Below are 25,056 nucleotides of genomic sequence, written 5' to 3'. Positions count from 1 at the left end.
ATTTATATTCCAAGATTACTCATCTGTTCAGCTATGTCATCAAAATCTATATTAGAATTATTATACTCAATCCAATTAATTTTACTCCATATTTCAATTCTATTTGATACTCCAATACTTACTACCTCTTTATTTATAGACGCATATTCCAGAAGCGACTGCGGTATGAGAACCCTTCCTTGTTTGTCCATATTGAGTTCATTTGCCCCTGAAAAGAAAAATCTTACAAAGGCTCTTGCACTTTTATTGGTAAGCGGAAGCTTTTCCAATTTGTCTTCTAATATTTTCCATTGGCCCTTAGTATATGCATAGAGACATTTATCCAAACCCTTTGTTATTATAAAGTCATTTCCAAGATTCTGTCTAAACTTCGAGGGTATAATTATTCTATTTTTATTGTCTAGACAATGTTCATATTCACCTATAAACATAATTACACCCTTTTCATATATTTTTACTCCACTTATTACCACTTTAAACCACTATTTTAATTTATTCTATGTTCATATAAAAAATCCTGCTTTTTTATAAAATTTTAATATTTATTTTAAATTCATTAAATTTTATATATCTAAAGATACTTGCTTACATTGAGTCTATTTTATTGAAATGATGTATTTTGTAGAGTATAATTTAAAATGAATTTTTATGAAAGGAATGTACATAGATGAAACTTGGAATCGTAGGCTTACCAAATGTAGGCAAAAGTACTTTATTCAACGCAATAACACAGGCAGGTGCTGAATCTGCTAATTATCCTTTTTGCACTATAGAGCCAAATGTAGGAGTAGTAAGTGTACCTGACAGTAGACTGGATACTCTTGAAAAGATGTATAAATCACAAAAAAAAGTTTATACTGCCATAGAATTTTATGATATTGCTGGTCTCGTAAAAGGTGCCAGCAAGGGAGAAGGTCTTGGAAATAAATTTTTATCACATATAAGAGAGGTTGAGGCCATTGTACATGTTGTAAGGTGTTTTGAAGATGAAAATATAGTACATGTAGATGGGTCAATAGATCCAATTCGTGATATCGAAACTATAAATTTAGAACTCATATTCTCTGATATTGAAGTAATGGACAGAAGAATAGAAAAAATAGTAAAATTGGCAAAGAGCGGCGCAGATAAAAATGCAAAAACAGAATATGAATTAATGCTTAAGATAAAAAAACATCTTGAAGACGGAAAACCGGTTAGAACCCTTGAACTTACAGAAAATGAAGCTATCAAGGTAAGAGGATATTTTCTTCTTACAACCAAGCCAGTGCTATATGTAGCAAATATTTCAGAAGATGACCTGCTCTCACAAAATCAGAACAATGAATTTGTAAAAAAGGTAAAAGAATATGCTAAAGATGAAAAAGCAGAGGTCATAATCATATCTGCAAAAATCGAAGAAGAACTTTCTTCTCTCGAGAAGGATGAAAAATCTGAAATGCTAAAAGAATATGGATTAAATGAAGCTGGATTGGACAAATTAATAAGTGCAAGCTATAAACTTCTTGGACTTATAAGCTTTTTAACTGCCGGCGAAAAGGAAGTAAGAGCATGGACAATAAAAAAGGGTACAAAGGCCCCACAGGCAGCAGGTAAAATACATTCGGATATAGAAAAAGGATTTATACGAGCTGAAGTCATATCCTATGATAAACTCATAGAATCCGGTTCAGAAACTGCTGCAAAGGAAAAGGGATATTTCAGACTTGAAGGAAAAGATTATCTAATGGAAGACGGAGACGTAGTAAATTTCAGATTCAATGTATAATCATTATATAATAAAGGCAATAGAAATTAATTTCTATTGCCTTTATATCTAGCTGTGCCTACTTTTTTTTTCTTGCTTTCCATAATACTTTTTACATTCTTTATTAATTAAATCTATAATATCCTCATATTCCAAATTATCCTCTCCCATTAGAATTTCCACAGCATCTTTCACTGTTCTCATAGAATATATATGAAAATTTCCTCTATTTATTTCCTCTTCCACTTCATTTTTAAGCGCCAGACTAATAATATTCGATTCGGGAATAAGTACACCTTTCCCTTTTGTATTACCGACTATACTGCATATATTAAAAAATCCCTCTATTTTTTCATTTACCCCTCCTACAGGTTGCACCTCTCCAAACTGATTAATTGAACCTGTAACTGCTATATTTTGCCTTATTCCAATTCTAGAAATAGAAGAAATAATGGATATCACCTCGGCTACAGATGCACTGTCTCCATCAATACTTCCATAGAGCTGCTCAAAACTGATATGAAAATTTACTGGAAGTTTGCTGTAGCCTCCAATTAAATTATTTATATATCCTTTTATTGTATTTATGGCTTTATTGTGTATTTTCCCGGATAGATTGCTTTCCCTCTGAACATCAAATATGTCACCATTTCCGCTAACACAGGAACAGGTGAGTTTTATAGGCTTTCCAAAAGTAAAATAACCAGTATTCAAAATGGAAAGTGCATTTACCTGACCTATCTTTTTATCATTTATATCTATAAATATTTGATTTTGCCTGTATCCTTCACTTATCTGCTGCTCTAAGAACTCCCTTGAATAAGCTGCATTTTCTATATCCTTAACTTCTATATAATCCCGACCGCCCTCTCTTGAACTGTTATCTGCAAGCACAAGCATCTTTTCAAGATCATAGTCATCTACAAATAACTTATTCCTATTCTCAGCTTTCCTCGATAAAAACTTGGCAATCTCTCTAAGTCCTTCATCAGTAACAGGTTTGAAATTTTTATTTCTACATAGATGTATTATCTTTTTCAAAAATGATTTTTTGACATCGTCATTTATATCTAAAAGTAACTTATATTCAGCCTTTATTTTAAATATTTTTTTAAAATCAGAATCATAGGAATATAAAAGATCGTAGGTATTATAATCTCCTACAAGTATTACTTTTTCATCAAGATCGATAGGTTCCGGATTTAAACCGTTCAAGGACAATATTTCAAGATATCCTTTCTTATAATTCAATTTCACTTGCCCACTTAAAAGTGATTTTTTTAAATAATAATATGAATTCTGATTATTTAGAAGACTGCTCATTCTAAGTATAAGACAGCCTCCATTAGCTTTAAGAAGTGAGCCAGGTTTTATGAGACTTACATCTGTTACATAATTTCCATCTTTATTTTCATATTCAATATTCCCAATAAGGTTTATAATACTTGGATCCTCTTCATATATTACAGGAGGTTTTTCTCTGCCATCATTGTCCACCAACACATTTACTGAATATTTAAATATTATTTTTTTTATTTCTTTTTCATCATCTTCATAGTTTATAGAATATATTTCCCTTATATTTTTTTCTATACTACTGCACATATTGTTTAAAAATTTCAATGCAGCTTCATTTCCCTGAAACATTTCTAAATATTCTTTTTTAATATCAGAAGTTTTATTATTATAGTAATTGTCCATAATTAATTTTATTTTTTCAATTTCAGTCGTTTCCATATCTTTTAATTTATCCAGTATTTCCTGTGAATTATTTTTTAAAGTTCCGACTTTATTTATTATATTCTGTTTTTCATTCAAACTTAGAAGATTATATTCTTCTTCATTCATGACATTTCCATTCTCCTTGATGGGAATAAATATAAAACCATCCTCCGTAGGCTTCAAGGTGAAATTATTCTTTTTTGCTTCATTTAGCAATTCTCCTATCAGATTATTCTTATTACTGTTAATTGACTCTATAATAAATTCCTTTTCTTCATTAGCACCATTGTAAAATTCAAATGTAATTTTAAAATAAAGCGTTTTTATTTCTTTTACCATATATTCAAGCTTTTTACCATATCCTGATTTTAAAAACAACGCTCTTGGGCTTTTTATGTCATCACAGATTACATAGCATATATCATGTACTTCTTTTCCTTCAATGTTCTTATATATGAAATCCCTGACATTTTCAAGTTTATCTTTGGAAAAGTCATCCACAATATATAAATTATACCCTTCCCTATCTATTTCAAATGCCTCTTTTATTTTCCTGTATACATCATTGTACTGTATATTGTCATCAATTCTGCTTTCTAAATCTACATTCTTTATATTAAAATCATATATAACTTCTTCAGGCTTCAATTCTCTCTTCATTTTCAGACCTCCCCAATTACATGTCCTCAGTTTTCCATATTTAACTTTATCATAGTATATTAATATTCCTAACATATATATTTAGGAACAAAAATCAAGAGTTTGGCACATAAAAATAAATTTCTCAAAGATAATAAAACTAATAAAAAGCTGCTTCAATCTATATAATTGAAGCAGCTTTCTAACTCAATATACTCATTATACTTTTGTTTTGTTATGAATAAATATTAGGAAAATTTTTAATATGAATTAAATCTAGTATTTAAAAATTCTAAGCCTATAAGAATTCATTGCCGTATAACCAAGCTTATCCATGAGCCTATAGTTTGCATATGCACCAACTACCGCTCCAATTCCGGGAACCAGCTGCAGCATCTTTGCAATATCAATATAATCTCTATACTCCTGCTGAAAAGTTTTCCAATCAAAGCCATCTTTATCCTCTGGAAGTGATTTGGCGTAATTATCCCAATCAGATATAACATCATAAACCTCAATTCTTCTCTTGTCACTTGAGAAGGCTATTTGAAATATATACAACATATACAGACGCTCTTTGTAGTTTTTCATGTTGAAACCGTAAACACCCGCTGTATCAAAGAGAAATTTCATCTTCAACCCCAAAAGTATTGGGAAATCGGCCAATCCCACCAAAATTCCTGCTCCACCTGTTCCAGCACCACTTAAAGCAGCGGTCTTTTTGTAAAATTCTATTTTTTCCCTAACAAGATCTTCTCTAGTTTTCAGATTTATCTTATAAAGAGGAGCTTTTGCTTTATATCCACTACCATATATAACTGCTTTCACCATGTTTTTTATAGAATCAGCAATAATAATATTTACCTTTTCTGGAATTATACTGTTCATTTTATTCTGAATAGTTTTTGCAAAGTCATTTGTTAGACCAGGCTTCTTTTTCACTTTCTCTTGCCAGCCCAGTAACTCTTCAAATGCTTTGTCTTCATATGGGCCCAATATGATACCTCCTTATTAATTTCTCTTTTAAAAACAAATTTCAATGACACCTGCATCAATAGTGACAATATTACAAGCTGGCTATCTTATCCAAAATTTTTCTTAATAATGGGGTTTTTATTTCAATTGCCTTTTCAGGACACATTTCCTGGCAACAGTAACATCGAATACATTTATCATAATTGTATTCTGGGGTTCTTCCACTCAACTTATCCAAGCTAATGGCTTTTCCTTCAATGGGACAACTTTTTACACATATACCACAGCGGATACATTTTTTCTCAACTACATATGGTCTCTGCCTTATAAGCTCTATAAGCCACTCTATCCTATGAAAACCTGCTTTTTTAATGTCACCTCTATAAACATCAAAATCTTTTCTACCATATTCTTCTACAATTTCATCCATTGATTTTTCTCCTTGGGGAGTTAAAATTTCTATACAATCATCCTTCCAATTTCCAAGCCCCCATTTTTCTCCATTTATATTAGTGGGTACTGAGGCCGGATCAAGATTGATAAGTCTGCAAAAAACACTGTCAAGGGCAACAGGATCCCGGGACATTAAAATAAGATTCATCTTTATAGGAGTTCCAGATGAAGGCCCATTTCCCTCCATGGCGACAATTCCATCCATGATATGAAGTCGTGATTTCAACATTTTATTTAGATCACAAAGCATTTTTGCAAACCGATCTGCATTTTGATATTTGGCATGGCTTAATCCTTTATTGAAACCATATATGCATCCAAATATATTCTTCACAGCACCTGTAATGCGTTCTAGAGCATGGGTTTTCATTTTGCATATATTTATAATGCAGTCAGAATCCAAAACTCCATTACTTATTATAAATTCTTTTGCAACTTTTCCCTCTGTAAAATCGACCTTTTTGCCCTGGCTGAAATCAGCTCCTTTAATTCCAAATTTCTCTGCTACTTTGGAAATTCCTGCATAATCGGATATTTTTACAGGGTTACCATTTCCAGGTGAATCTCCATAATATATTCTACCGTATCCCTCTTCTCTTAAAATTTTTGCCACGGCATTAAATACGACAGGATGAGTAGTTATAGCCTGATCGGGCACTGCTTTTTTCAAAAGATTAGGTTTTAAAAGAATTTTCTCATCCTTTTCTATAAAGCTCTCTATTCCTCCCAAAAGCTCCATTCCATTTTTTATGGCACTGTATACTTTGTCTTCATCATATTTCATACATTCAAGCAATACCACCCTGCTTTTTTTAGAATTACAGCTTTCCATTCTATCACTCCATGTCAAATCATTTTTTTATTATTTAGTGTAATAATTATATCATTATCAACAAAAAAGTCATCTTTTCATGTAATTCAAAGTTATAATATGATTATTGGGATTAAAAAATAGGAGCTGATTTATTTGCCAAAAAAAATTTTTTCACGCGTTTACAAAATAGTTTCAAAAATACCTGAAGGAAAAGTTGCCACCTATGGTCAAATAGCAATGATGCTTGGGGAACCAAGAAATGCAAGAGTGGTTGGCTGGGCTATGTCAAAAGCTCCTGAAAATCTTCATCTTCCCTGCCACAGGGTCGTAAAAAAGTCCGGCGAACTGTCACCGGACCATGTTTTTGGGAACTCTGATATTCAAAGATATACCTTGAAATCAGAAGGTATTATATTTAAAAGTGATGGTAAAATAGATATGAAAAAATGTTTATGGGACGGTACTTTTCTATAGGTGTCTGTTTATCAGCTCTTTTGGTATATGACAGTAGCCTCCTGGATTTTTCTCAAGATATTTCTGATGATATTCCTCGGCATCATGAAAATTTTCAAGTGAAAGAACTTCCGTTACAATTTTCTTACTATAATTTTTCTGCTGGGTTTTTATGAATTTTTCTATAATATTGACATCACTTTTATCTATATAATAAATTCCAGTTCTATATTGATTCCCTATGTCGTTTCCCTGCCTATCTAAAAGCGTTGGATCTATTATCTTCCAGTATACCTCAAGCAGTTTTTCAAGTTCTATGATTCTAGAATCATATTCCAAAAAGCAGGCTTCAACAAATCCCGTATTCCCGCTGCAAACTTCTTCATAACCGGGGTTTTTCACATTTCCATTTGCATAACCTACCTTTGTATTTAAAACTCCTTTTTTACTGTTAAAGTATGCCTGGACTCCCCAGAAACATCCTCCTGCAAATACAATACTCTTCATGGTTCACTCTCCTTACTACCTATATTATTACTATAGTATCCATTTTATCAAAATAAAATATAATTCCAATACTAATAGAAAACTATGATATAAAAATATTGTAATTCCAATATCATATGATATAATATAGTAAATACATTGATGTGAAAGAGTAATTACATACTTGAAACAAAGAGAGAGAACGCAGGTGAAAACTTCTCATGATTGATGTAATGAAGGTAGTCACGGAGTTTTAAACCGAAAGCCTTATAGGTGAGTAGACTTTAACAGAATCCCACTGTTAAAAGGGAGATAGTATCGGCACATATGCCCGTACTATACAAAGAGTGTACATTTGTACAAAATTAGGTGGTACCACGAATTTTACCCTTCGTCCTATTATAATAGGACGAAGGGTTTTTTAGGTTTCTCCAAATGCGCATTGGACAAAGACCTATAATAAACTTTAGAAAGTGGTGTAATATCAATGAATATATCATTTGCCGAAAGAATGAATAAAGTTCAAAAATCATTCATAAGAGAAATCCTTAAAGTAACAGAAAACCCTAAAATAATATCCTTTGCAGGTGGGCTTCCAAATCCATCTTCTTTCCCAATTAAAGAAATTGAAGAAGCTTCACAGAAAGTACTGGATGAAAACGGCAGTAATATCCTTCAATATAGTACTACCGAAGGTTATCTTCCTCTAAGAGAATATATCGCTAAAAGATATTTCAAGAGATTCGGATTAAAAATTAATGCTGATGAAATATTGATAACAAATGGTTCACAGCAAGGGTTGGACTTGCTTGGAAAAGTATTTCTAAACAAAAATGACAATGTTCTCATTGAACGTCCCGGTTATTTAGGTGCAATACAGGCCTTTTCACTTTTTGAACCCGTTTTTAATTCCGTGCCACTAAATAACGATGGCGTGGATACTAATGCACTTGAAGATTGTCTTGACTCCTGCAGTCCCAAATTATTTTATACGGTTCCAAATTTTCAAAATCCTTCTGGAATTACATATTCAGAAAAAAACAGAAAAACAACTGCAGATATCCTGAAAGAGCACAATACAATTCTCATTGAAGATGATCCTTATGGTGAATTGAGATTTATAGGGAAAGACCTTCCTCCTATAAAAACATATCTTGAAGATAATTCCATTATGCTTGGTTCATTTTCTAAAATAGTAGCCCCTGCAATGAGACTGGGCTGGATATGTGCCAGAGATGAAATAATGGAAAAATTAATAATAGCAAAGCAAGCGGCTGATCTGCACACTAATTATTATTCACAAAGAGTAGTATATCAGTTTTTGATAGACAATGATCTTGAAGATCATATAAGAAAAATCAGAGAACTATATAGAGGACAGAGAGATTGCATGGTATATATGATTGAAAAATATTTTCCTGAAAACATAAAAAATACAAAACCTGAAGGAGGTATGTTTCTCTGGATAACTCTTCCTGAAGAAATTTCATCACTGGATTTATTTAAAGTTGCAGCAGGAGAAAATGTTGCTTTCGTTCCCGGTGATCCATTTTATATCAATAAAAATGGAAGCAACACGCTAAGATTGAATTATACAAATTCCAATAAAGAAATGATTGAGGAGGGTATCAAAAGGTTGGCCAGAGCAATAAAAAATATTTTGTAAGCCTTAAAAGGCAGGCACAGAACGTACCCTCTAAAAATTCTGACCAGTGAATTACTTAATAAGCTTTGACTGGTCTAACTAAAACTTGCTTTAAAACATAATATTCCTTTGCTGAATCCTTCTATAATACTTTGGCTACGCTTTATATAAACTGGATTATCTCCATAAATAGGATGAATATATTTTACCTCTATCTTATGTACCTTACTAATAGAACAAAGTTCCTTCAAAATCAACAATCCCTGTACAATAGGATTTTCTGTAAGATGAATTGAATTTGTATCACCTGTCGTATGGCTAAAATCTGCAATGTCCTGTTTTGAAAAACTATGCCAAAAACTGCCTTCCTGCCTAAAATCTCCCCTGTTTTCATATTTTTTAGCTTTTACATTCATCATCAGATAAACTGTAAGCTTTTCTGCGGCTTCACCCTTAAAATATCCTGTACAGCATATTACACAAAGTCTTCTGCTGTTTTTAATGATTTCGTTTCTATAGGTTTCATGCTGCTCTTCAAAACTATCCTGAAAATTTTCATATAACACTTTGGCAATAAATGCTCCATCATAAAAAAAATCCTTTTCTGCGGCAAATGCCTTAAATAAATTTATCATTGTTTTTCTCCTTAAAAGTTATAATATTGCCACAACTCTCATATAACAGCAAATATTCCTTTGCAGCATAACTCTTCCTTAGATTTCTATTTTAACACACCCTTTTATTTGTAGGCAATTATAGCAAGCCTATAAAAAATATATATAAGGAGTTATAATATAATTATATTCTTTTGCATATTAATTAAAAAATATTTTGAATAGATATATAGTAAGGAAAGAAGGGGTTAAAGTTATGGAAATCAAAGATTTCAATATCGTTGTATCTGGTGATGTATGTGTGAACCTATTATTTTGGCAAATCAACAACGAGTATATAAGTGACTTAAGCTGGCAGCAGTACCCACATATATGCAGCAGATTAAGTGAAGGAGAAGCATTGCTTTTAGCCAAATTTGTAGCTCTGTCTACAGGTGCAAATGTTGTTTCACCAAAAATAAACTATGACAAAAATCGTCTGCCCGATGGTCTTCTAAATTCCACTATACAATTGGGTCTCTTTCCAACAGCAGCAGGCGAAAAAAATAAAAATAGGATATATAGAGTTAAGTCATTTTTGGGGTTTACAGAAATATTTTTTGGAAATCCAAAATTGTTTCCAATTATAGATGACAATAAAAATACAAACCTGGTTATACTAGACGATGAAAATAATGGTTTTAATAACAATGAAGAATTCTGGCCCTCAGCTCTAAAAGATACTAGTAGCCACCCAACAATTATATACAAGATGGATAATCCCTCTAATTCAACTAAACTCTGGAATCACCTAGAAAAATTTCATATGAAAAATACTTTAATAGTTATAAATGGAGATGACCTGCGTTCCAAAGAAGTTAATATAAGCAAAAATCTCTCCTGGGAAAAAACTGCGCTAGACTTTGTATGGCAAATAAAAAATAATCCAAGCCTTACTTTTTTATCAAAGTGCAGTCGCCTGATCGTTCCACTAGGTTTGGAAGGCGCCATATATTATAGAAATGACGGGAAAACTAAATCAAAACTGTATTTTTTGACATATGCCTTTGAAGGAGATTTAATAAAGCAAATCAATGGTAAAATGTACGGGCTCACTTCCTGTTTTGTTGCCGGGCTGGCAAAATCAGTAGCTTTTGGAAAACTAAAAAATAAATCTATCGATGAATCCATTGATGATGGTATAAGAGAGGGAATCGTTGCCACACAAAAATATTTCAGACATGGCTTCGGGAAAAATATTGTAGAAGGTATTTTCCCTAGTCCTTCAATTTTCAGTGAAGGCGAAAATGATTTTATATACAAAAAATATATACAGGATGTAGAAATACCCAATTCAAATAATCCCAAGTATCAATCATCCTGGTATATTATAAAAGACAAAAGTTCTACCAATCTCACTGAAATAGCCTACGACATCGTTAAAAATGGAGAAGAAAGTGCTCTTAAATACATACCAATAGCACAATTTGGTAAATTGAAAACTGTTGACAGAGATGAATTTGAAGCTTATAAGAGTATTAAAAACCTAATGTCAGAATACATTCTTTCCAGAAATGTAGTTCGACCACTATGTATTGCTGTATTTGGAACGCCTGGTTCCGGAAAATCTTTTGGAGTAACTGAAGTTGCTTCTTGTGTGGCTCCAAATCTGATTAAAAAACTGGATTTTAATTTATCTCAGTTTCAAACATTGTCGGATCTAATTATAAGCTTCCATAAAATAAGGGACATTTCTCTTATTGGTAAGATTCCTCTTGTATTCTTTGATGAATTTGATTCAACTTTTGAGAAAAAACTTGGATGGTTAAAGTACTTTCTGGCTCCTATGCAGGATGGTATATTCAGAGAAGACAATTCAATTCATCCTATCGGAAAAGCTATTTTTGTATTTGCAGGAGGAACAAGCAGTACATTTAAAGAATTTTGTGGAGAAAACATTACAGATGAAACTGAATATAAAGAATTCAGCAGGGAATTTCAAAGTGCAAAAGGTCCTGATTTCATAAGCAGACTAAGGGGCTATGTGAATATTTTAGGACTCAATCAAACAGATGAACAACATGATCAACTGTTCATTATACGGAGGGCAATGTTGCTCAGATCCCTTATGGAACGCAAAGTACCTCATCTCATAAGTGAAAGAGGAGAAGCACAGATAGACAGGGGAGTATTACGGGCACTCTTGAAAATAAGTATATATAAACATGAATCAAGATCCATGGAAGCAATATTGGAAATGAGCAGACTGACGAACTCAAAAAAATGGGAACAATCTTATCTGCCGCCTAAGGATCAATTAAGACTCCATGTTGACGAAGATGAGTTTTATCGTCATTTAATGAGAGAGGAATTCTTTAATGAAAAAATCGATGAACTTTCCACTGCCTTTAACTATAACTACATTTTAATACAGAAAGGCATGGATAATGTCAGTCTCAATCCCGATGAATACTGGGATAAACTTGACAATAATCAAAAGGAATTCATTAGAGATAATATACGACATATTCCTAACATGCTATGCAATGCTTACTATGATTTAATCTCCGTATCCAAAATAAACGATACTGAAATAATTGAATTTACAGAAGAGGAATCGGAAATTCTAGCAAAATGCGAACAGAAATATTTACTTCACAAAATATCGGAGTCTAATTTTACAATACTATCTTTCGACAAAATAATGGACTATGTTAAATACTGGCCGAAGATACTTGCAAATTCCAACTTTAAAATAGAAAAGTTAAAATTTGGATTATCATCAGATGTGAAAAATACCTAAGAATTCATTTTCTCCAAATTCACTTCTCATATTCTTTATTCGATGACATATAATCTGATAACACTGTGGTAATAATAATATTACAAATAATTAATTTTGTTGTTTTCAAATTATTGTGTAGAAAGGATGTATTATAATATGATTGGCTTAGCTTTAGAAGGCGGAGGTGCGAAAGGTGCTTTTCACATGGGAGCCACGAAAGCATTTCTTGAAGAAGGATACAAATTTGATGGTGTAGTAGGAACATCAATTGGAGCAATTAATGGAGCAGTTATTGCTCAGGATGATTTTGAAAGGGGCTATAATTGGTGGAGTAAAATAGATATATCTACAATCTTTGATATTGAAAAAGTTCATATAGAAAAATTTATGAATAAAAATATAGACAGTGAAACTTTCTTTTATATATTATCAACAATAAAAAATATTATACAAAACAGAGGTATTGATACAAAAAAAAATAAAAGAAATATTAAGTAATATTATAGATGAAGATAAATTAAGAAAATCTAAAATTGACTTTGGAATGGTTACAGTTTCCATATCTGATTTAAAACCATTAAATCTTTATAAAGAAGATATACCAAATGGCAAGATTATAAATTACTTAATGGCTAGTGCAAATTTTCCTGTCTTTAAAATAGAACCTTTAGAAGGCAGTTATTATATAGATGGAGGTTTCTATGACAATTGTCCTATCAACCTTCTTGCAAAAAAAGGATACACAGAAGTAATAGCTATAAGAACTTTGGGTATGGCTCCCGTACAAAAAGTTAAAAATAGAAATATAAAAATAGTAAATATTATTCCTTCTGAAGATTTAGGAAGAGTTTTAAATTTTGATAATAATCTTATTCAAACAAATTTAAAAATGGGATATTGTAATGCTATGCGCTTTATTAGAGGACTCAAAGGTAAAAAATATTATATAGAATCTAATTATACTGAAGAAATACTTTTTTATAAATTATCATCTATATCTAAAAAAGAAATAAATGAGCTAGGTATAATGATGAAGTTACCTCCAATGGAATCAAGAAAACTATTATTTGAAAAAATTCTCCCGAACATATCTAAAATTGTTAATATTCAATTTTTTTCTAATTATGAAGATATTGTAATAGGAATTTTAGAATATATGGCAGGACTAAGACAAATAGAAAGATATAAGGTGTATACCTTCAATAACTTTATAGCAGCCATTAAAAATGCAGATTTAGAAAAGGTAAATTATTCAAACAACTTAACTTTAGAGATTATGGGAAAAATGAAGTTGGCATTAACATATCCAAAAGAAATTATACTTCAAAAAATTGGAAATGAATTATTAAGAGTTTTTAGCTAGGTTAATTGGTTCTCATATTATAAGCAAAATAAGTATAAGTATTAAATTTATTATGACTTAACACTTACACTTAGACTTGCCTTTTATATGTTAAAATTTTATATCTTTAGTTTCAATCAAGTATCAGCTTTAATGTGGATAATGCATTCAGACAATCCTCCTTTTCATCTGTCAGCATTACTTGGATTGATGTTCCTAAAAGTGTACCCAACATCAACCTTGATAATGAAAGTGAAGAACATGTTTTTAGTTTTTCATTATTTGCAGAATTATTCACTACATACTTTTCAATTAGTTTAGCCAACCCCTCAAAAAGATTTTTAAGAAGCTTTTTTAAGGGTTCTGACCAAAGCGACATACTGGCTAAATCAAAAAGGATTCTAAATAATTCAGGTTTGTTACTCAGCATTTCTTTAAAATATTTTATTAGGTATAGTGAACTTTCACTTCCTGTAGTACCTTTTTTTAAATTATCTTCAATTTCATCAAAGTACTTCTTAGATAACATCTCTACAACTTTTTTAAATAATCCCTCTTTATTCTTATAGTAATAATTTAACTGACTAAGAGCAACACCAGCTTCTTTTGCAATATCTCTTGAAGAAACATTAGCATATCCTTTTGTAGAGATACATTTAAAAGCTGCATTTAATATTCTTTCAGATTGATTGATATTTTCAATTTTTTCACCCATTTGATTTCAACTCCTACATAGCTTACATATATAAATTACCTGCTTGGAAAATTAAATAATTTTACAAATATATATTAGCATACTGGAATACATTTTTAAATTGGAGTTAGATATTCTTTTAACCTTTGGACATGTTGTAATTGCCTTCATCATTAAAATCTTCCTTGAATGCTTTGTCTGAAAAAGGTTTAAAATCTTTGGCCAATTTATCTAATTTATACATGAATTCTTTATCCTTTACCATCAATTCGGCACTGGGGTGAGTGGCATAGGCACCAAGTCTCCTTTACGATATTACGAATATACTGCGGATCGTCGATCATCGGGCACGGCATTAACAGATTTTTATTGTAAGGCTGATTAGCTCTTAAGCTTTTAAAATAAGGCGATTTAAAAGCGTCTATCAGAGATTTGTTTTTTACATTTGTTACAGCAAAATGGGAAAATATACATGGCTCCACATCTTCTTTTGAATTTATATGACAATAACATTTACCTGAAATACATCCTCCAACATAGGGTGCATCATTGAAAAAATCAATTGTAAATATTTTTTTGCTGGTTCTAATTTGTCTGTTCCTTCTCCCCAGGTATATCCTTCCCTCCGGCGAAAGCATATAATTCATCTCCTCCACAGGACTATCTCCCACTGGCATAAACATATTTATAACTAAATCGTAGATTCCACTTCCTCTTCTTTCATCTGTTTCCTTTTTCCATCCTTCAATTGAAAACATTGGCATCACATTTCCCAGTTCAACCAACTTTTGGGCTAATTTTTCATCAAACAGAGTTCCATTGGTAAATGATGTAAAATACATATCATTATATTTTCTGTAAATATCCAGCATATATTCGTTAAAAAATGGTTCTCCGCCTAAAAACCACTATATAATATATTCCCATATCTCTTGCCTCTTTTATAAGCCTATCTACTTCATCCCGTGAGATATCGTCTTTTTTACTGTAGTTTGCAGCATAACAGCCAGTGCATCTTAGATTACACCTCATTGATGGACTTATAAGCAGTACAAAGGGAATTTTTGTGCTATTCAGGTTTCCGATTTTTTTCTTTTGTGGATTCCATACCACATGGCATTGCCTATAAAATCTGAATAAAAATTTTTCAAACAATTTTTATCTGTATTTTTCAGTATATCCTGGACATATTCTTTTATTGAAGGAATTTCATCATAGTATTCTTTAACACTTCTAATTTTGTCTTTTGTAAATTCATCCTTTCCAATTTTCTCTGTGAGTTGAAATAATCTATCTACATTCTTTTCAGGGTTTTGATCAATTATTTTGAACCCGACCTTTATGGTCATTTCTTTTATACTCTTGTTAAAATTGTCTAAATCAAATTTCATATAAAAATCCTCCTTGAGTTTAATAGCAAAGTTATTTTATCAATTAATATTCTTTTTTGATTTTGCTGACCTTATTGTTGTATTTGATTCTTTTTTTATAATAAATTTGTTCATGAACATCTGTTGAAATATCTGATATATATTGCTTATTATCCAGTAAAGCCCCATTCCTGCAGGTACCTGAAACGAAATAAATCCAGTCATAACCGGTGATAACAAAAGCATATTCTTTCGAATTGAATCCTGCATTTTATCTTCAGATGAAGGCATATCCTGTGAAGAATATTTAGTGGATATATAAGTAGTTATTACAGCTAGAATAGGTATTATCATCAAAGTCATGTCATGGGTACTAATATTGTGAAAATTAAAAGTTGGTATATAGCCCAGATTTATGCCAAAAAAGTTCATATTCAGCAATTCATTTTTATTCAGCATTGAATTCACAAGAGTTAATTTATCCATATTATTGTTGTAATAATTTATTATACTTAAGTCATGCATATTTTTTACAGTTACCATATTTTGAGGTATAGTATTGAATAATTTCTCAATTATCGATGACTTTATTCCGAACATATATTTTAGAGGCTGGGATATAACATAATAAAGAGAAAATAAAATAGGTATTTGCAAAAGCATAGGAAGGCATCCTCCTGCCGGATTTATGTTATTCTCCTTATACAGTTCAGCCATATGCTGGCTCAACTTTTCTCTATCATTCTTATACTTTTCCTGAATCTTTTTTATTTTTGGTTGAATTTCACCGATCTTTGAAGTCGACCTGTACTGTTTTATATACAGTGGAAGCAGCAATGTTCTTATAATAACTGTCAACATAATAATGGAAATCCCGTAATTTTTAAATGATGATATTTCATATATGAATTTCAAAAGGTGTCCTATGGGATATGCAATAAAATCAAACATAGTAGTTTATCCTCTCTTATCTTTTTCAATATTTTAGGTATATATTTTTTCTATCTCTTTGATATAATTTTTAGTTTTACTGCTGCAGGTTTCTGTAAAAGCACAATATTTATCTACGAATGATATTAGAAATGATTCTTTGTATTTTGGAAATTTTAAGGTTAATGGCCACATATGCTTTACTATTATGTCTTTTTCTACATCATTTAAATTAAAATACATACTGGCATTTTTCAATGCTGCAGCAGGATGGGTAAAAGCATGTAATCCATTTCCAGGCTTTGATATATGCCAATCATATAAAAACAAATCATGAAGCAGACCACCTCTGGCTGCAAAACGATAATTCAAATTTAAATATTTGCATATGACATAGCTCTTATAGGAAACATTAATGCAATGTTCAAGGCATGATAAATTGCTGTGCTGTACAAAATTCCTCATGGATAACACAATCGGGCTAGTAATTAAATCATCAATACATTGCCTGTATTCATTATTAAGATCAATTTTAGAATATATTCTTAAATGCAATTTTGATTCTATAGATTTTATCATTTACTACACCTCTTATATTCTGATTTGCCATTTCTAAAATCAAAATGACTATTCTAGGGCATGCCTTTAAAAATCTTTCATATTTCATTATTTTTTTGTAGTAAGTATTTACAGGAAAATTCAAGTAGTTGATAATTATATTTCTAAGTTTCAATGCATCAATTGTAGATTTTATTGTATCCAATATAAAATAAATCATCAAAAATAGTAGAATATAAATTTTACTTTTATGAGGAACATACAAAAATGCTGATAATGCCAATGGTTGAATTATTTGAACTACCATAAATGCAAGTATTCCCCATAGCAATGAATATTTTGGGCAAACATATCCTTTGATATTTCCATAATTGTCACTGTAATCCCACCATTTGCAATTAAAAAGTTTTTCCAAAATAAAGCCAGTTACATACTCCAGCAATGTAACCATGATAACAGATAATAAAATGCCTATAAGTAAAGAATAATTTTCAGAATAAGTGCCTGTTAGTGAGGGTATCTGCAATACCAGAACAGCTCCAACTCCATATATTGGACAAAAAGGTCCGTTTAGAAATCCTCTGTTGACAAAGCTTTTTTTATTTATACTTGCAAAAGTGGTTTCAATTAACCATCCCAGGAAAGAGTAAAAAGTAAAAAACAAAAATAGAATACTGTAATCATTCATAATATTTCACTCCTAAATGCATCTAGTTTGTAAAGTATAAAGATATTTATTAATTCGTACGTTTGAATGATAACATTTTATCATGATATCTACAGTGCAGTCAATACCATAAATGTGGAAAAGAAAAAAGTTAAATGTTAAGGAATCTGGAGAATATCTTTACCTGGACTCTGGTACCCTGACACCAGTTTTAAAAAAGCTGGAATCCAAAAGATGCATTACACTTACCAGTTCAAAAAATGATAGAAATAACCTAGTGGTTACATTAACTGATGATGGGATCAGACTTAAAAAGCAGGCGGTTGAAATTCCCATACTGCTTAAAAAATATGTGAAACTGAAATTGGAAGAAATGGATGAACTGTATAAGCTACTTTATAAAATGCTGAACAATATGACAGAATAATTCAAGTCCATCAAAAGAAAAATTCTCTTGATGGACTCCAGTTAAAAAACCTTATGAAGTGAAACCACCTTCTTTGAAATCATCAGTGGAATTTAATTTCAATCCTATTGGGAATCTGCACCAAAAACTTTACGCATACCTTGATAAATTTCTATTAAAAACCTCATCTGATTTTCTAGCGTATCTTCATACTGATCAGTTCTTCGATTATAATATGGTGATAAGAATTGGTTCACTAAGTAGCCGTGGATTCCATGGATTGGACACATGTTCTTTTGAAAGAGTTCTTGGTGCTCATATTCAACAACTACATTGCCGGGTTCGTCTAATGCATTGTGTTCAAAAATTTCTGAAATTCACTATGCTGAAATTCAGATTAAAAGTGCACTAGGTAAAGGCACTATAATAAAGCTTCATTTTATGAGTAACTGTGACCTATTAGGCGTAAAATCCGATGATAATATTATCTAATGTGTACTCAAATCAGTTTTTCAGGAATAAACCTAGAGGAAATCCTTTTTATCAACATGTAATCAAGTATTAGCAGAACGCCGCCGCCTATAAACATTACAAGATTATTGAGCAAAAGTACTCCTGTCATCTGACCCACCAATAAAAGAATTACCGGAATGATAAGAAACCCGCTTACCTGCTGTGCCTCCTGGAAGGTTTCCGATTTTGCAGATACCATCACAGTAAATGTCAGCGACAATAAGTTGACTGCAGGTGAAATCCAGAATATGATTATGAGCCATTTTATATCCGGGAAAATTAGTTTTCCAAAATAGATGAAACCACCAATATCAAATATAATGCCAAAGATTATAAATGAAATAAAGGTAATTACATAAGATGGCACAAAGACACCTAAAATCTTGGCTCTGAGCAGCTGTTCCATGGATATCGGCGTATAAAGCAGGGACTCCATGGTCTTGTGTTCCTTTTCCCCCACAAAACTGCTGGCTCCGATAACTCCTGAACACATTATTGGAATTATAAGAAAATATGACGGAAACATAAAGTTCAGCGATACCTTTATTAAAAGCTGAGCAGGAGTATATACACTATATTCTGAAGGCAGCTTTTTTAAAAGAGGAGCCATCTTTGTAAACGCACCTGAATCACTTCCGATAAAATTAGCACCGATAAGTATTGACAGAGGTATGATTACAATCAGAACAATTGGTACGATAGTCATGGTAAGAATAATCCGCTTTGAACTTGTTATTTCATTTATATCTTTATATATCAACGCTTTTTCACTTTTATTCATCATTCTTTCAGTCACCTCAAATTTATAGTGTTGTATCACCGGATACACCTTTTATCCGATCGCTACCATTGCTAATACTTCCCAGCTTCTCAAAGTAGGAGATAAGCACTGTTACGCGCCTGGATAAGTTCTTCTAAGGTTCAGGTGGAGAAAAGTATTCCTTATTAGCAAAACTCCACCTGAACCTAAGAATCACTTGATATATTTAAAGTACAGCTGCTCCAGGGACCATTTCTGCTGTACTGCCTCATAGATTTCACCACCATCTGCTAGTATGCTTTGTATTAAAGTATTTACCTCTTTGTCTCCTGCAATGGATTTGCTGTATATGTCACTATCTTCATGAATAAATCCGAGTTTCTTCGAAATATTTTTCCCTCTTATCTTCAACTGAAGAGCTGCATTTTTTCTTGAAGCAAGCTCGTCAAAGGTACCAAGACCAAGGACATTGCCATTATTTATAAAACCATATAGTGTACAAATATCCTCAGCATATTTTAGTTGATGGGTACAGAGAAATATCGTAACCTGGTTTTCCTCAGCAAGTTCTTTTATAAGCCTTGTAACATTCAATGCATTTTCCGGATCCAAACCCGAAGTAGGTTCATCAAGAAATAAAATCTGAGGATTGTGAATTAATGCCACAGCCAGTGAAACCCTCCTTCTCATTCCCGTACTGAAAGATTTTACCTTCTTGTCCTTTACATACCAAAGCTCCAGCCTTTTTAATATAAAATCAACTCGTTCGTCAATCAGTTTTTCACCCATCTCGTGCATTTTCCCAAAGAATATCAGATTTTGCATTGCAGTAAGATTTTCATAACAAGAGGCACTTTCAGTCATAACTCCACACAATCTATGAATCTCAATATTATTTTTCCCCAAAGGTCTTCCGAAAATTTCAGCATTACCTGATGTGGCTGAAAGAATCCCATTTAGTATTCTGACTGTGGTGGTTTTTCCCGATCCATTGGGCCCGAGAAAACCGAATATCTCACCTTTCGGTATGCTCAAACTTACATTGTTCAAAGCATTGACCTTCCCATCATAGGATTTTCTAAGATTTTCTATATTTATGGCATCCATCTGTCTCACCTAATTTCCCTTTCAATCTTTCAACAAGCAAATTGTACCGCTCATCACCTCTTAATGATTTGAACACAGGATTTTCAGCAATCGTATCAACAAAATTTTTCTTGATTGTTATCTCATCTATTGGAGTATTTGTTCCGATGCAGCTATTGTCCTCAAACCATTCGACTACCTGGTTAAAATACTCATTTCCTTTAAAATACAATGGAAATTGAATTTTGCATACAGTATCCACATATCGCTCTAAAGCATCAATTGCCTTTTCTTTCCTTTGCTCCGTAAGATATCCCTGCGCGGCAGTAATATGAATTCCAAAACATCATTTGTCAAAATCTCCGTGAGCTGAAAAGAATCGATGATTTGAAGACCCTGGGAATAGATCTTCTCAAATAGAACTGGTTTTCCCACATTCAAGAAAAGATAATTGTTTAAAAGTGTCAATGTGTTTATTATGTTGTTATAAAGCAGTATCTGATTCACGAGCTTTGCCTGGTCAGCTTTTCCCTGCATCCTGTATGCATTGACAAGTATGACATCATCTCCGCTGTAGGGAGCCAATTCATTATCCAACAGGCGGATGACTTCTTCACTGTTTCCCAATGCCATTTCTGCCAACGCTTCCTTGGTATTTGCATCTTTTATATCAGAAATATTCTCCGACTCCTCTTTTATCCTCTTACTCAGCAATATGCACTGTTGAAAAATTTGTTTTTTCACCTCTTCCGTTTTTGCCAGTATGGAGTAATTTAATAACAATTGAATCATGGAGAGCAAAAAAGGAAAACATGAATAATACTTTTTTATTAATTTGTTACACTGCTTTATCACTTCATCAAAGGACTTCACGGAAAATTCATGTGAAAGATTATTATATATTTTTTTAATCTCTTCCTTTGTAAGTTGCGGTGAATATCCCAGTAATTCATCCACTGAAATGTTAAAATAGGATGCAAGCTCTGGAAGAAGCAAAATATCAGGGTAGCACAAGCCAGACTCCCATTTGGAAACAGATGCTTTGGAAACTCCAATGTAATCTGCCAGCTGTTCCTGTGTTATTCCCCTCTTCTTTCTCATCTGAACAATGTATTTGCCTATATTAAGCACCTTCATATCCATCACCTCTAATAATATTTTACATGTTCATCTGTTTACCGTAAATGGATTTATAGTTGATTTTAGTAGAAAAAGTCAACCTGAAGGAAACCTGAAAACAGCTGCTATCTCTCATCCAAAAGAAGATGCACTTGGTTCTCATTTTTGCCTCTAAGTTCTCCTTTTATGAATAAAAGGCCTTTCAGCTAGGTAATTGCTGGAGGCCCTTCCTTTTTGTGCTTAAAAATATTTTACCTACTTGTTCTCGCGTTGGATTGTACTTTTAATGTAATCCATAAAGTCATCTCTGCCATTGAAATATGAGGAAGACTTCAATTTAATATTAACATCTGGATAAATTGAATCCAGATCTTTATCACTTGTTTTAAAATAGTTACTTGAATACTGTATATCAACATTTACATTTGACAAATTGAGCATTTTTACTTCTCCAAAATGATTTGGCTTTCCCCCTGTTGGTTCTCCAACAAGAATTGCATTAGTACCATTTTTTAAGTCCATAGCATTTAATATAGCAGATGAAAATGTTTTTCTACCTATTATGACAAATAGATGTCCTTTACTATTTATATTGCCTCTCTTTTTAAGTTCATCCAGAAAAGTATTGAAAATTTTAGAATTTCCCCCTCCATTGTCTCTTAGATCTACAACAAGTATACTTGCTTTTTTATTATCAATAATTTTAAATGTATCCCCGGTAAACTTTGAAAATGAATAACCTTTCATATTCTGACAGCTATTGTATTTAACATAAGCTATCTTACCGTCTTCAATATACTTGAACCAATAATTTTCATCCATTTTTTGTTTTGTAAAAGGAATCTTTGAAACATATTTTGAGTCATTTGATAAAAACTTTATATTTTCATAGTCAGATTCTTTCAAAGGCTCTACCTTTACATTATTATTTTGATCTCCTGAAAAATTCATGACCACATTATTTCCTTCAGCTATTCCTGAAATTCTAAGAACTTCATTAGATCTTATCAAATTACAAAATTGATTTTTTAAAATGGCATTATTGTCTTTGGATATAAACGGATCAATTTTGGAATGCAGCTGTTCTATTGAATATCCATTTATTCCAGTCAATTTTTTCTCCCATAAACTCTCATATTTAAGAGGTGCATCCACTACATATATACCATCTTCAAATTCAAAAAACTTTATGGGATAAGCTGAATCACCATATATATCAACAGCTGTATGACTATCATTCATAGAACTTACTATTTTTGAAAGCTGTCCTTTCATTTGCATATCATTATATTTTCCAACTCTGCTTATAAGTAAATCCATATCCCTATCAAATTCAGTTTTACTCTTTGAAAAAAATAAATTTTTATGTTTTTTTTGTAATTCTCTTTTTACAAACTGCAAATCCACCCTCCACTTCTCATTTCTATCTGCTGATTTCAATACAGGTGAGTTTGTACTTCTATTAAATAAATTATATATAAAAATACCAGCTGTAATTATTATTATCAGTATTATTATTGATACAATGATCATTTTTCTTTTTTTTAATTTCATAATTTACCTCTTTTTACCTAGAATTATATATAGAAGAATACAATTTATTAAAAAAATCTATAAGGTTACTTTTTTATACATACCATTTACTTGATAATACATCATTCTTATTATCATAAGATATAACATGTATTTTATCAGAAAATAAAATTAAGGTTTGATAAGCTATTTTTATTGAATATATATTCCCCTCTAAATCATCTTTTAAATTTATGGTATCTATATTCTCTTTTAAAAAATTCTTATTTATATTTACATACATTAAATATAATAAAATACAATTCTTAAGATTTTCTTGCATACCAGCTTAAAATTTGCATTAAACATGCCGCTGTATACTAGGCCATTGTAGTATTTCCAAAAAAATAAAATGTACTTCCTGAAGAATATGCTTGTTTATAACATTCATAAGCAGGATACATTAGAACTAATGCATTATCATCCTCAGATGTTATCCATCCATTTATGACTGCAGCATGATCTTCTATAGTAGAAGTTAACCTCATATATACGACTTTATTATATATATTATAACAATATAGGTAAATACTTTCAATTTATTTGCACTTTATGGATTGCAGAAAGTAATATCATAATATTAAATACTGTATTAAAAGAATCAGTGCAGTAGCCAAAGACAGGATTAACAAACAAATTTATCATAATGCTCATTGCTAGGCGGGCGGAAACTGATATTCCGGAAACAATGAGCGACATGCCGTAAATAGAGCATCGGATGCACCATTCCACAACTTTTACAGCTATATTATCAGAAAAACTGCTTAAGTTTCTTATCACCGATATCAGTGTTTAGCTTAATAACACATAGCCAAGGCAAACAATTGTTGATACCATACTGTTTTTAATCGCATAGCAAGCAAACAGATTACCAATCCCAATGCGGATACTCCATACGAAAGCACAACTTTTGATAAACAAATTAAAACACAATTATTGCTTGTCATCCACTTCTGCTGCCATGTTTGCCATTGGAAACATCCTGTAAAATTGTACTTCTGCTGTATTTTTTTGAGTATATTCTCCTATTCAATTATAGTGGTCTACATTATTTTCCTTCAATCAATAAGGTTTGGGTTCAATTCTAAAACCTATAAAGCAATAGAGAAGCAGAGCAAGAAAAGCCATTACCACGATTGTCATTAAAATGCCCCTTAATAATGATTTTACCATTCCTTTCTTCCACCTTTTTGATAATTTTTTTACTGCCTCAGCATCCTTCAAATTCTGTTCTGCATTGTTAACCAATAATGATACATCCTCCATTGCCTGCAGCTGTCGGTCTTCCCGAATAACTCACCAATTTAAATAAAAGGCAGTTCTCCGAATACCCTTAAAGTAAAAAACTCTTTGTATGGTTCATTCAGATTATGGAGCAGAACGTGCAATCGTCTCGCCTCATCTTTATCAAGGTAATCTCTTTCTAAATCTGATGTTGTATATGTAAAATCCGTATCTGCTTTCAGGGAACCCCCCTTTTGTTTTTTAGAAAACGAGAAGTAAGTATTTTTAGCAATCTGACAAAGCCATACGTACAATTTACAGCTACCATTGAACTTATCTATATGCCGCATGGCTTTGAAAAAAGTTTCCTATGTAACTTCTTCGGCAATATCCCCATTACAACACAGGGACAGCACGTATTTATATACATCAGAAAAGTTTTCTGCATATATTTCTTCAAAGTCTGCCATTTTACACCTCCCATATATAAGACTCAACTATCG

22 protein-coding genes, 4 pseudogenes and 1 other annotated feature are annotated in these 25,056 nt (G+C 31.7%); of the genes and pseudogenes, 6 read left to right on the top strand and 20 right to left on the bottom strand.

From position 1 onward, the window contains the following. Positions 1-2: 2 nt before the first annotated feature. Complete coding sequence (mraZ, locus tag ACSVC9_RS05350; RefSeq protein ID WP_446899312.1) at positions 3-431, bottom strand: division/cell wall cluster transcriptional repressor MraZ; 429 nt, start codon at positions 429-431, stop codon at positions 3-5. A gap of 236 nt (positions 432-667) precedes the next feature. Between mraZ and ychF the strand changes: the two genes are divergently transcribed. Beyond that, positions 668-1,768: a redox-regulated ATPase YchF gene (ychF, locus tag ACSVC9_RS05345; RefSeq protein ID WP_446899311.1), complete on the top strand. Its 1,101-nt coding sequence runs from the start codon at positions 668-670 to the stop codon at positions 1,766-1,768. Between the two features lie 48 nt (positions 1,769-1,816). Here ychF and ACSVC9_RS05340 read toward each other — a convergent pair whose 3' ends face one another. The 3 genes from ACSVC9_RS05340 to ACSVC9_RS05330 all read right to left on the bottom strand — a co-directional run bounded on the left by ACSVC9_RS05340 (position 1,817) and on the right by ACSVC9_RS05330 (position 6,368). Further along, complete coding sequence (locus tag ACSVC9_RS05340) at positions 1,817-4,129, bottom strand: AAA family ATPase (protein WP_446899310.1); 2,313 nt, start codon at positions 4,127-4,129, stop codon at positions 1,817-1,819. A 255-nt stretch (positions 4,130-4,384) separates the two neighbouring features. Next, positions 4,385-5,104, bottom strand: coding sequence for an EcsC family protein (locus tag ACSVC9_RS05335; protein ID WP_446899309.1), 720 nt, complete (start codon positions 5,102-5,104; stop codon positions 4,385-4,387). Between the two features lie 70 nt (positions 5,105-5,174). Further along, on the bottom strand, positions 5,175-6,368 hold the full coding sequence (locus tag ACSVC9_RS05330) for a DUF362 domain-containing protein (RefSeq protein WP_446899308.1): 1,194 nt from the start codon (positions 6,366-6,368) through the stop codon (positions 5,175-5,177). A gap of 135 nt (positions 6,369-6,503) precedes the next feature. Here ACSVC9_RS05330 and ACSVC9_RS05325 point away from each other — a divergent pair, with 135 nt between their 5' ends. Further along, on the top strand, positions 6,504-6,824 hold the full coding sequence (locus tag ACSVC9_RS05325; protein ID WP_446899307.1) for an MGMT family protein: 321 nt from the start codon (positions 6,504-6,506) through the stop codon (positions 6,822-6,824). Here ACSVC9_RS05325 and msrA read toward each other — a convergent pair. After that, positions 6,819-7,310 (bottom strand): peptide-methionine (S)-S-oxide reductase MsrA, encoded by a 492-nt coding sequence (gene msrA / locus ACSVC9_RS05320; RefSeq protein WP_446899306.1) that lies wholly within the window; start codon positions 7,308-7,310, stop codon positions 6,819-6,821. The two genes, ACSVC9_RS05325 and msrA, sit on opposite strands and share 6 nt — an antisense overlap. Positions 7,311-7,439: 129 nt before the next feature. Beyond that, positions 7,440-7,691 (top strand) — a binding site (T-box leader). An 85-nt stretch (positions 7,692-7,776) separates the two neighbouring features. On the opposite strand from msrA, the gene ACSVC9_RS05315 reads away from it, so the two are divergent. After that, a complete protein-coding gene (locus ACSVC9_RS05315) occupies positions 7,777-8,955 on the top strand; it encodes an aminotransferase-like domain-containing protein (protein WP_446899305.1) in 1,179 nt (392 codons plus the stop codon). Positions 8,956-9,029: 74 nt separating this feature from the next. Here the strand turns inward: ACSVC9_RS05315 and ACSVC9_RS05310 are convergent, their stop codons facing one another. Beyond that, complete coding sequence (locus ACSVC9_RS05310) at positions 9,030-9,569, bottom strand: hypothetical protein (RefSeq protein WP_446899304.1); 540 nt, start codon at positions 9,567-9,569, stop codon at positions 9,030-9,032. A 235-nt stretch (positions 9,570-9,804) separates the two neighbouring features. Between ACSVC9_RS05310 and ACSVC9_RS05305 the strand changes: the two genes are divergently transcribed. Next, complete coding sequence (locus ACSVC9_RS05305; RefSeq protein ID WP_446899303.1) at positions 9,805-12,330, top strand: Ryanodine receptor Ryr; 2,526 nt, start codon at positions 9,805-9,807, stop codon at positions 12,328-12,330. A 126-nt stretch (positions 12,331-12,456) separates the two neighbouring features. Next, positions 12,457-13,675 (top strand): annotated as a pseudogene (locus ACSVC9_RS05300) (patatin-like phospholipase family protein). 112 nt (positions 13,676-13,787) lie between these two features. Here ACSVC9_RS05300 and ACSVC9_RS05295 read toward each other — a convergent pair. The 5 genes and pseudogenes from ACSVC9_RS05295 to ACSVC9_RS05275 form a co-directional block, all read right to left on the bottom strand. Next, a complete protein-coding gene (locus ACSVC9_RS05295; RefSeq protein ID WP_446899302.1) occupies positions 13,788-14,369 on the bottom strand; it encodes a TetR/AcrR family transcriptional regulator in 582 nt (193 codons plus the stop codon). Positions 14,370-14,487: 118 nt separating this feature from the next. Continuing rightward, a pseudogene (locus ACSVC9_RS05290) lies at positions 14,488-15,739 on the bottom strand (radical SAM protein). A gap of 39 nt (positions 15,740-15,778) precedes the next feature. Then, a complete protein-coding gene (locus ACSVC9_RS05285; RefSeq protein ID WP_446899301.1) occupies positions 15,779-16,669 on the bottom strand; it encodes a YidC/Oxa1 family membrane protein insertase in 891 nt (296 codons plus the stop codon). Positions 16,670-16,702: 33 nt separating this feature from the next. Then, entirely contained in the window at positions 16,703-17,227 is a 525-nt protein-coding gene (locus tag ACSVC9_RS05280; protein WP_446899300.1) for an HD family phosphohydrolase, read from the bottom strand. Further along, a complete protein-coding gene (locus tag ACSVC9_RS05275; RefSeq protein WP_446899299.1) occupies positions 17,181-17,894 on the bottom strand; it encodes a putative ABC transporter permease in 714 nt (237 codons plus the stop codon). The genes ACSVC9_RS05280 and ACSVC9_RS05275 overlap by 47 nt, the downstream gene beginning before the upstream one ends. Positions 17,895-18,006: 112 nt before the next feature. On the opposite strand from ACSVC9_RS05275, the gene ACSVC9_RS05270 reads away from it, so the two are divergent. Next, complete coding sequence (locus tag ACSVC9_RS05270) at positions 18,007-18,300, top strand: hypothetical protein (RefSeq protein ID WP_446899298.1); 294 nt, start codon at positions 18,007-18,009, stop codon at positions 18,298-18,300. Positions 18,301-18,404: 104 nt separating this feature from the next. On the opposite strand, the gene ACSVC9_RS05265 is transcribed toward ACSVC9_RS05270, so the two are convergent. The 9 genes and pseudogenes from ACSVC9_RS05265 to ACSVC9_RS05225 all read right to left on the bottom strand — a co-directional run. Further along, positions 18,405-18,569 carry an oxidoreductase gene (locus ACSVC9_RS05265; protein ID WP_446899297.1) on the bottom strand — a complete coding sequence of 55 codons (165 nt, stop codon included), beginning with the start codon at positions 18,567-18,569 and terminating at the stop codon, positions 18,405-18,407. Positions 18,570-18,778: 209 nt separating this feature from the next. Further along, a complete protein-coding gene (locus tag ACSVC9_RS05260) occupies positions 18,779-19,573 on the bottom strand; it encodes an ABC transporter permease subunit (protein ID WP_446899810.1) in 795 nt (264 codons plus the stop codon). 192 nt (positions 19,574-19,765) lie between these two features. Then, positions 19,766-20,659 carry an ABC transporter ATP-binding protein gene (locus tag ACSVC9_RS05255; protein ID WP_446899809.1) on the bottom strand — a complete coding sequence of 298 codons (894 nt, stop codon included), beginning with the start codon at positions 20,657-20,659 and terminating at the stop codon, positions 19,766-19,768. After that, a pseudogene (locus ACSVC9_RS05250) lies at positions 20,631-21,775 on the bottom strand (helix-turn-helix domain-containing protein). The gene ACSVC9_RS05255 and the pseudogene ACSVC9_RS05250 overlap by 29 nt, the downstream one beginning before the upstream one ends. A 237-nt stretch (positions 21,776-22,012) precedes the next feature. After that, positions 22,013-23,311 (bottom strand): S41 family peptidase, encoded by a 1,299-nt coding sequence (locus tag ACSVC9_RS05245; protein ID WP_446899296.1) that lies wholly within the window; start codon positions 23,309-23,311, stop codon positions 22,013-22,015. A gap of 73 nt (positions 23,312-23,384) precedes the next feature. Further along, complete coding sequence (locus tag ACSVC9_RS05240; protein WP_446899295.1) at positions 23,385-23,612, bottom strand: hypothetical protein; 228 nt, start codon at positions 23,610-23,612, stop codon at positions 23,385-23,387. Between the two features lie 37 nt (positions 23,613-23,649). Then, the gene (locus ACSVC9_RS05235) at positions 23,650-23,817 is read right to left on the bottom strand and encodes a hypothetical protein (protein ID WP_446899294.1); all 168 of its coding nucleotides are present in this window, start codon (positions 23,815-23,817) and stop codon (positions 23,650-23,652) included. A 574-nt stretch (positions 23,818-24,391) separates the two neighbouring features. After that, positions 24,392-24,595: a hypothetical protein gene (locus ACSVC9_RS05230; RefSeq protein ID WP_446899293.1), complete on the bottom strand. Its 204-nt coding sequence runs from the start codon at positions 24,593-24,595 to the stop codon at positions 24,392-24,394. Between the two features lie 41 nt (positions 24,596-24,636). Then, positions 24,637-25,023, bottom strand: a pseudogene (locus ACSVC9_RS05225) (RNA polymerase sigma factor); the annotation flags it as partial. Positions 25,024-25,056: the final 33 nt, after the last annotated feature.

This window comes from Clostridium sp. LBM24168 (genome assembly GCF_052953915.1).
Note: the sequence above shows the minus strand (reverse complement) of the source record. Positions and strands in the feature narration are given on the sequence as shown.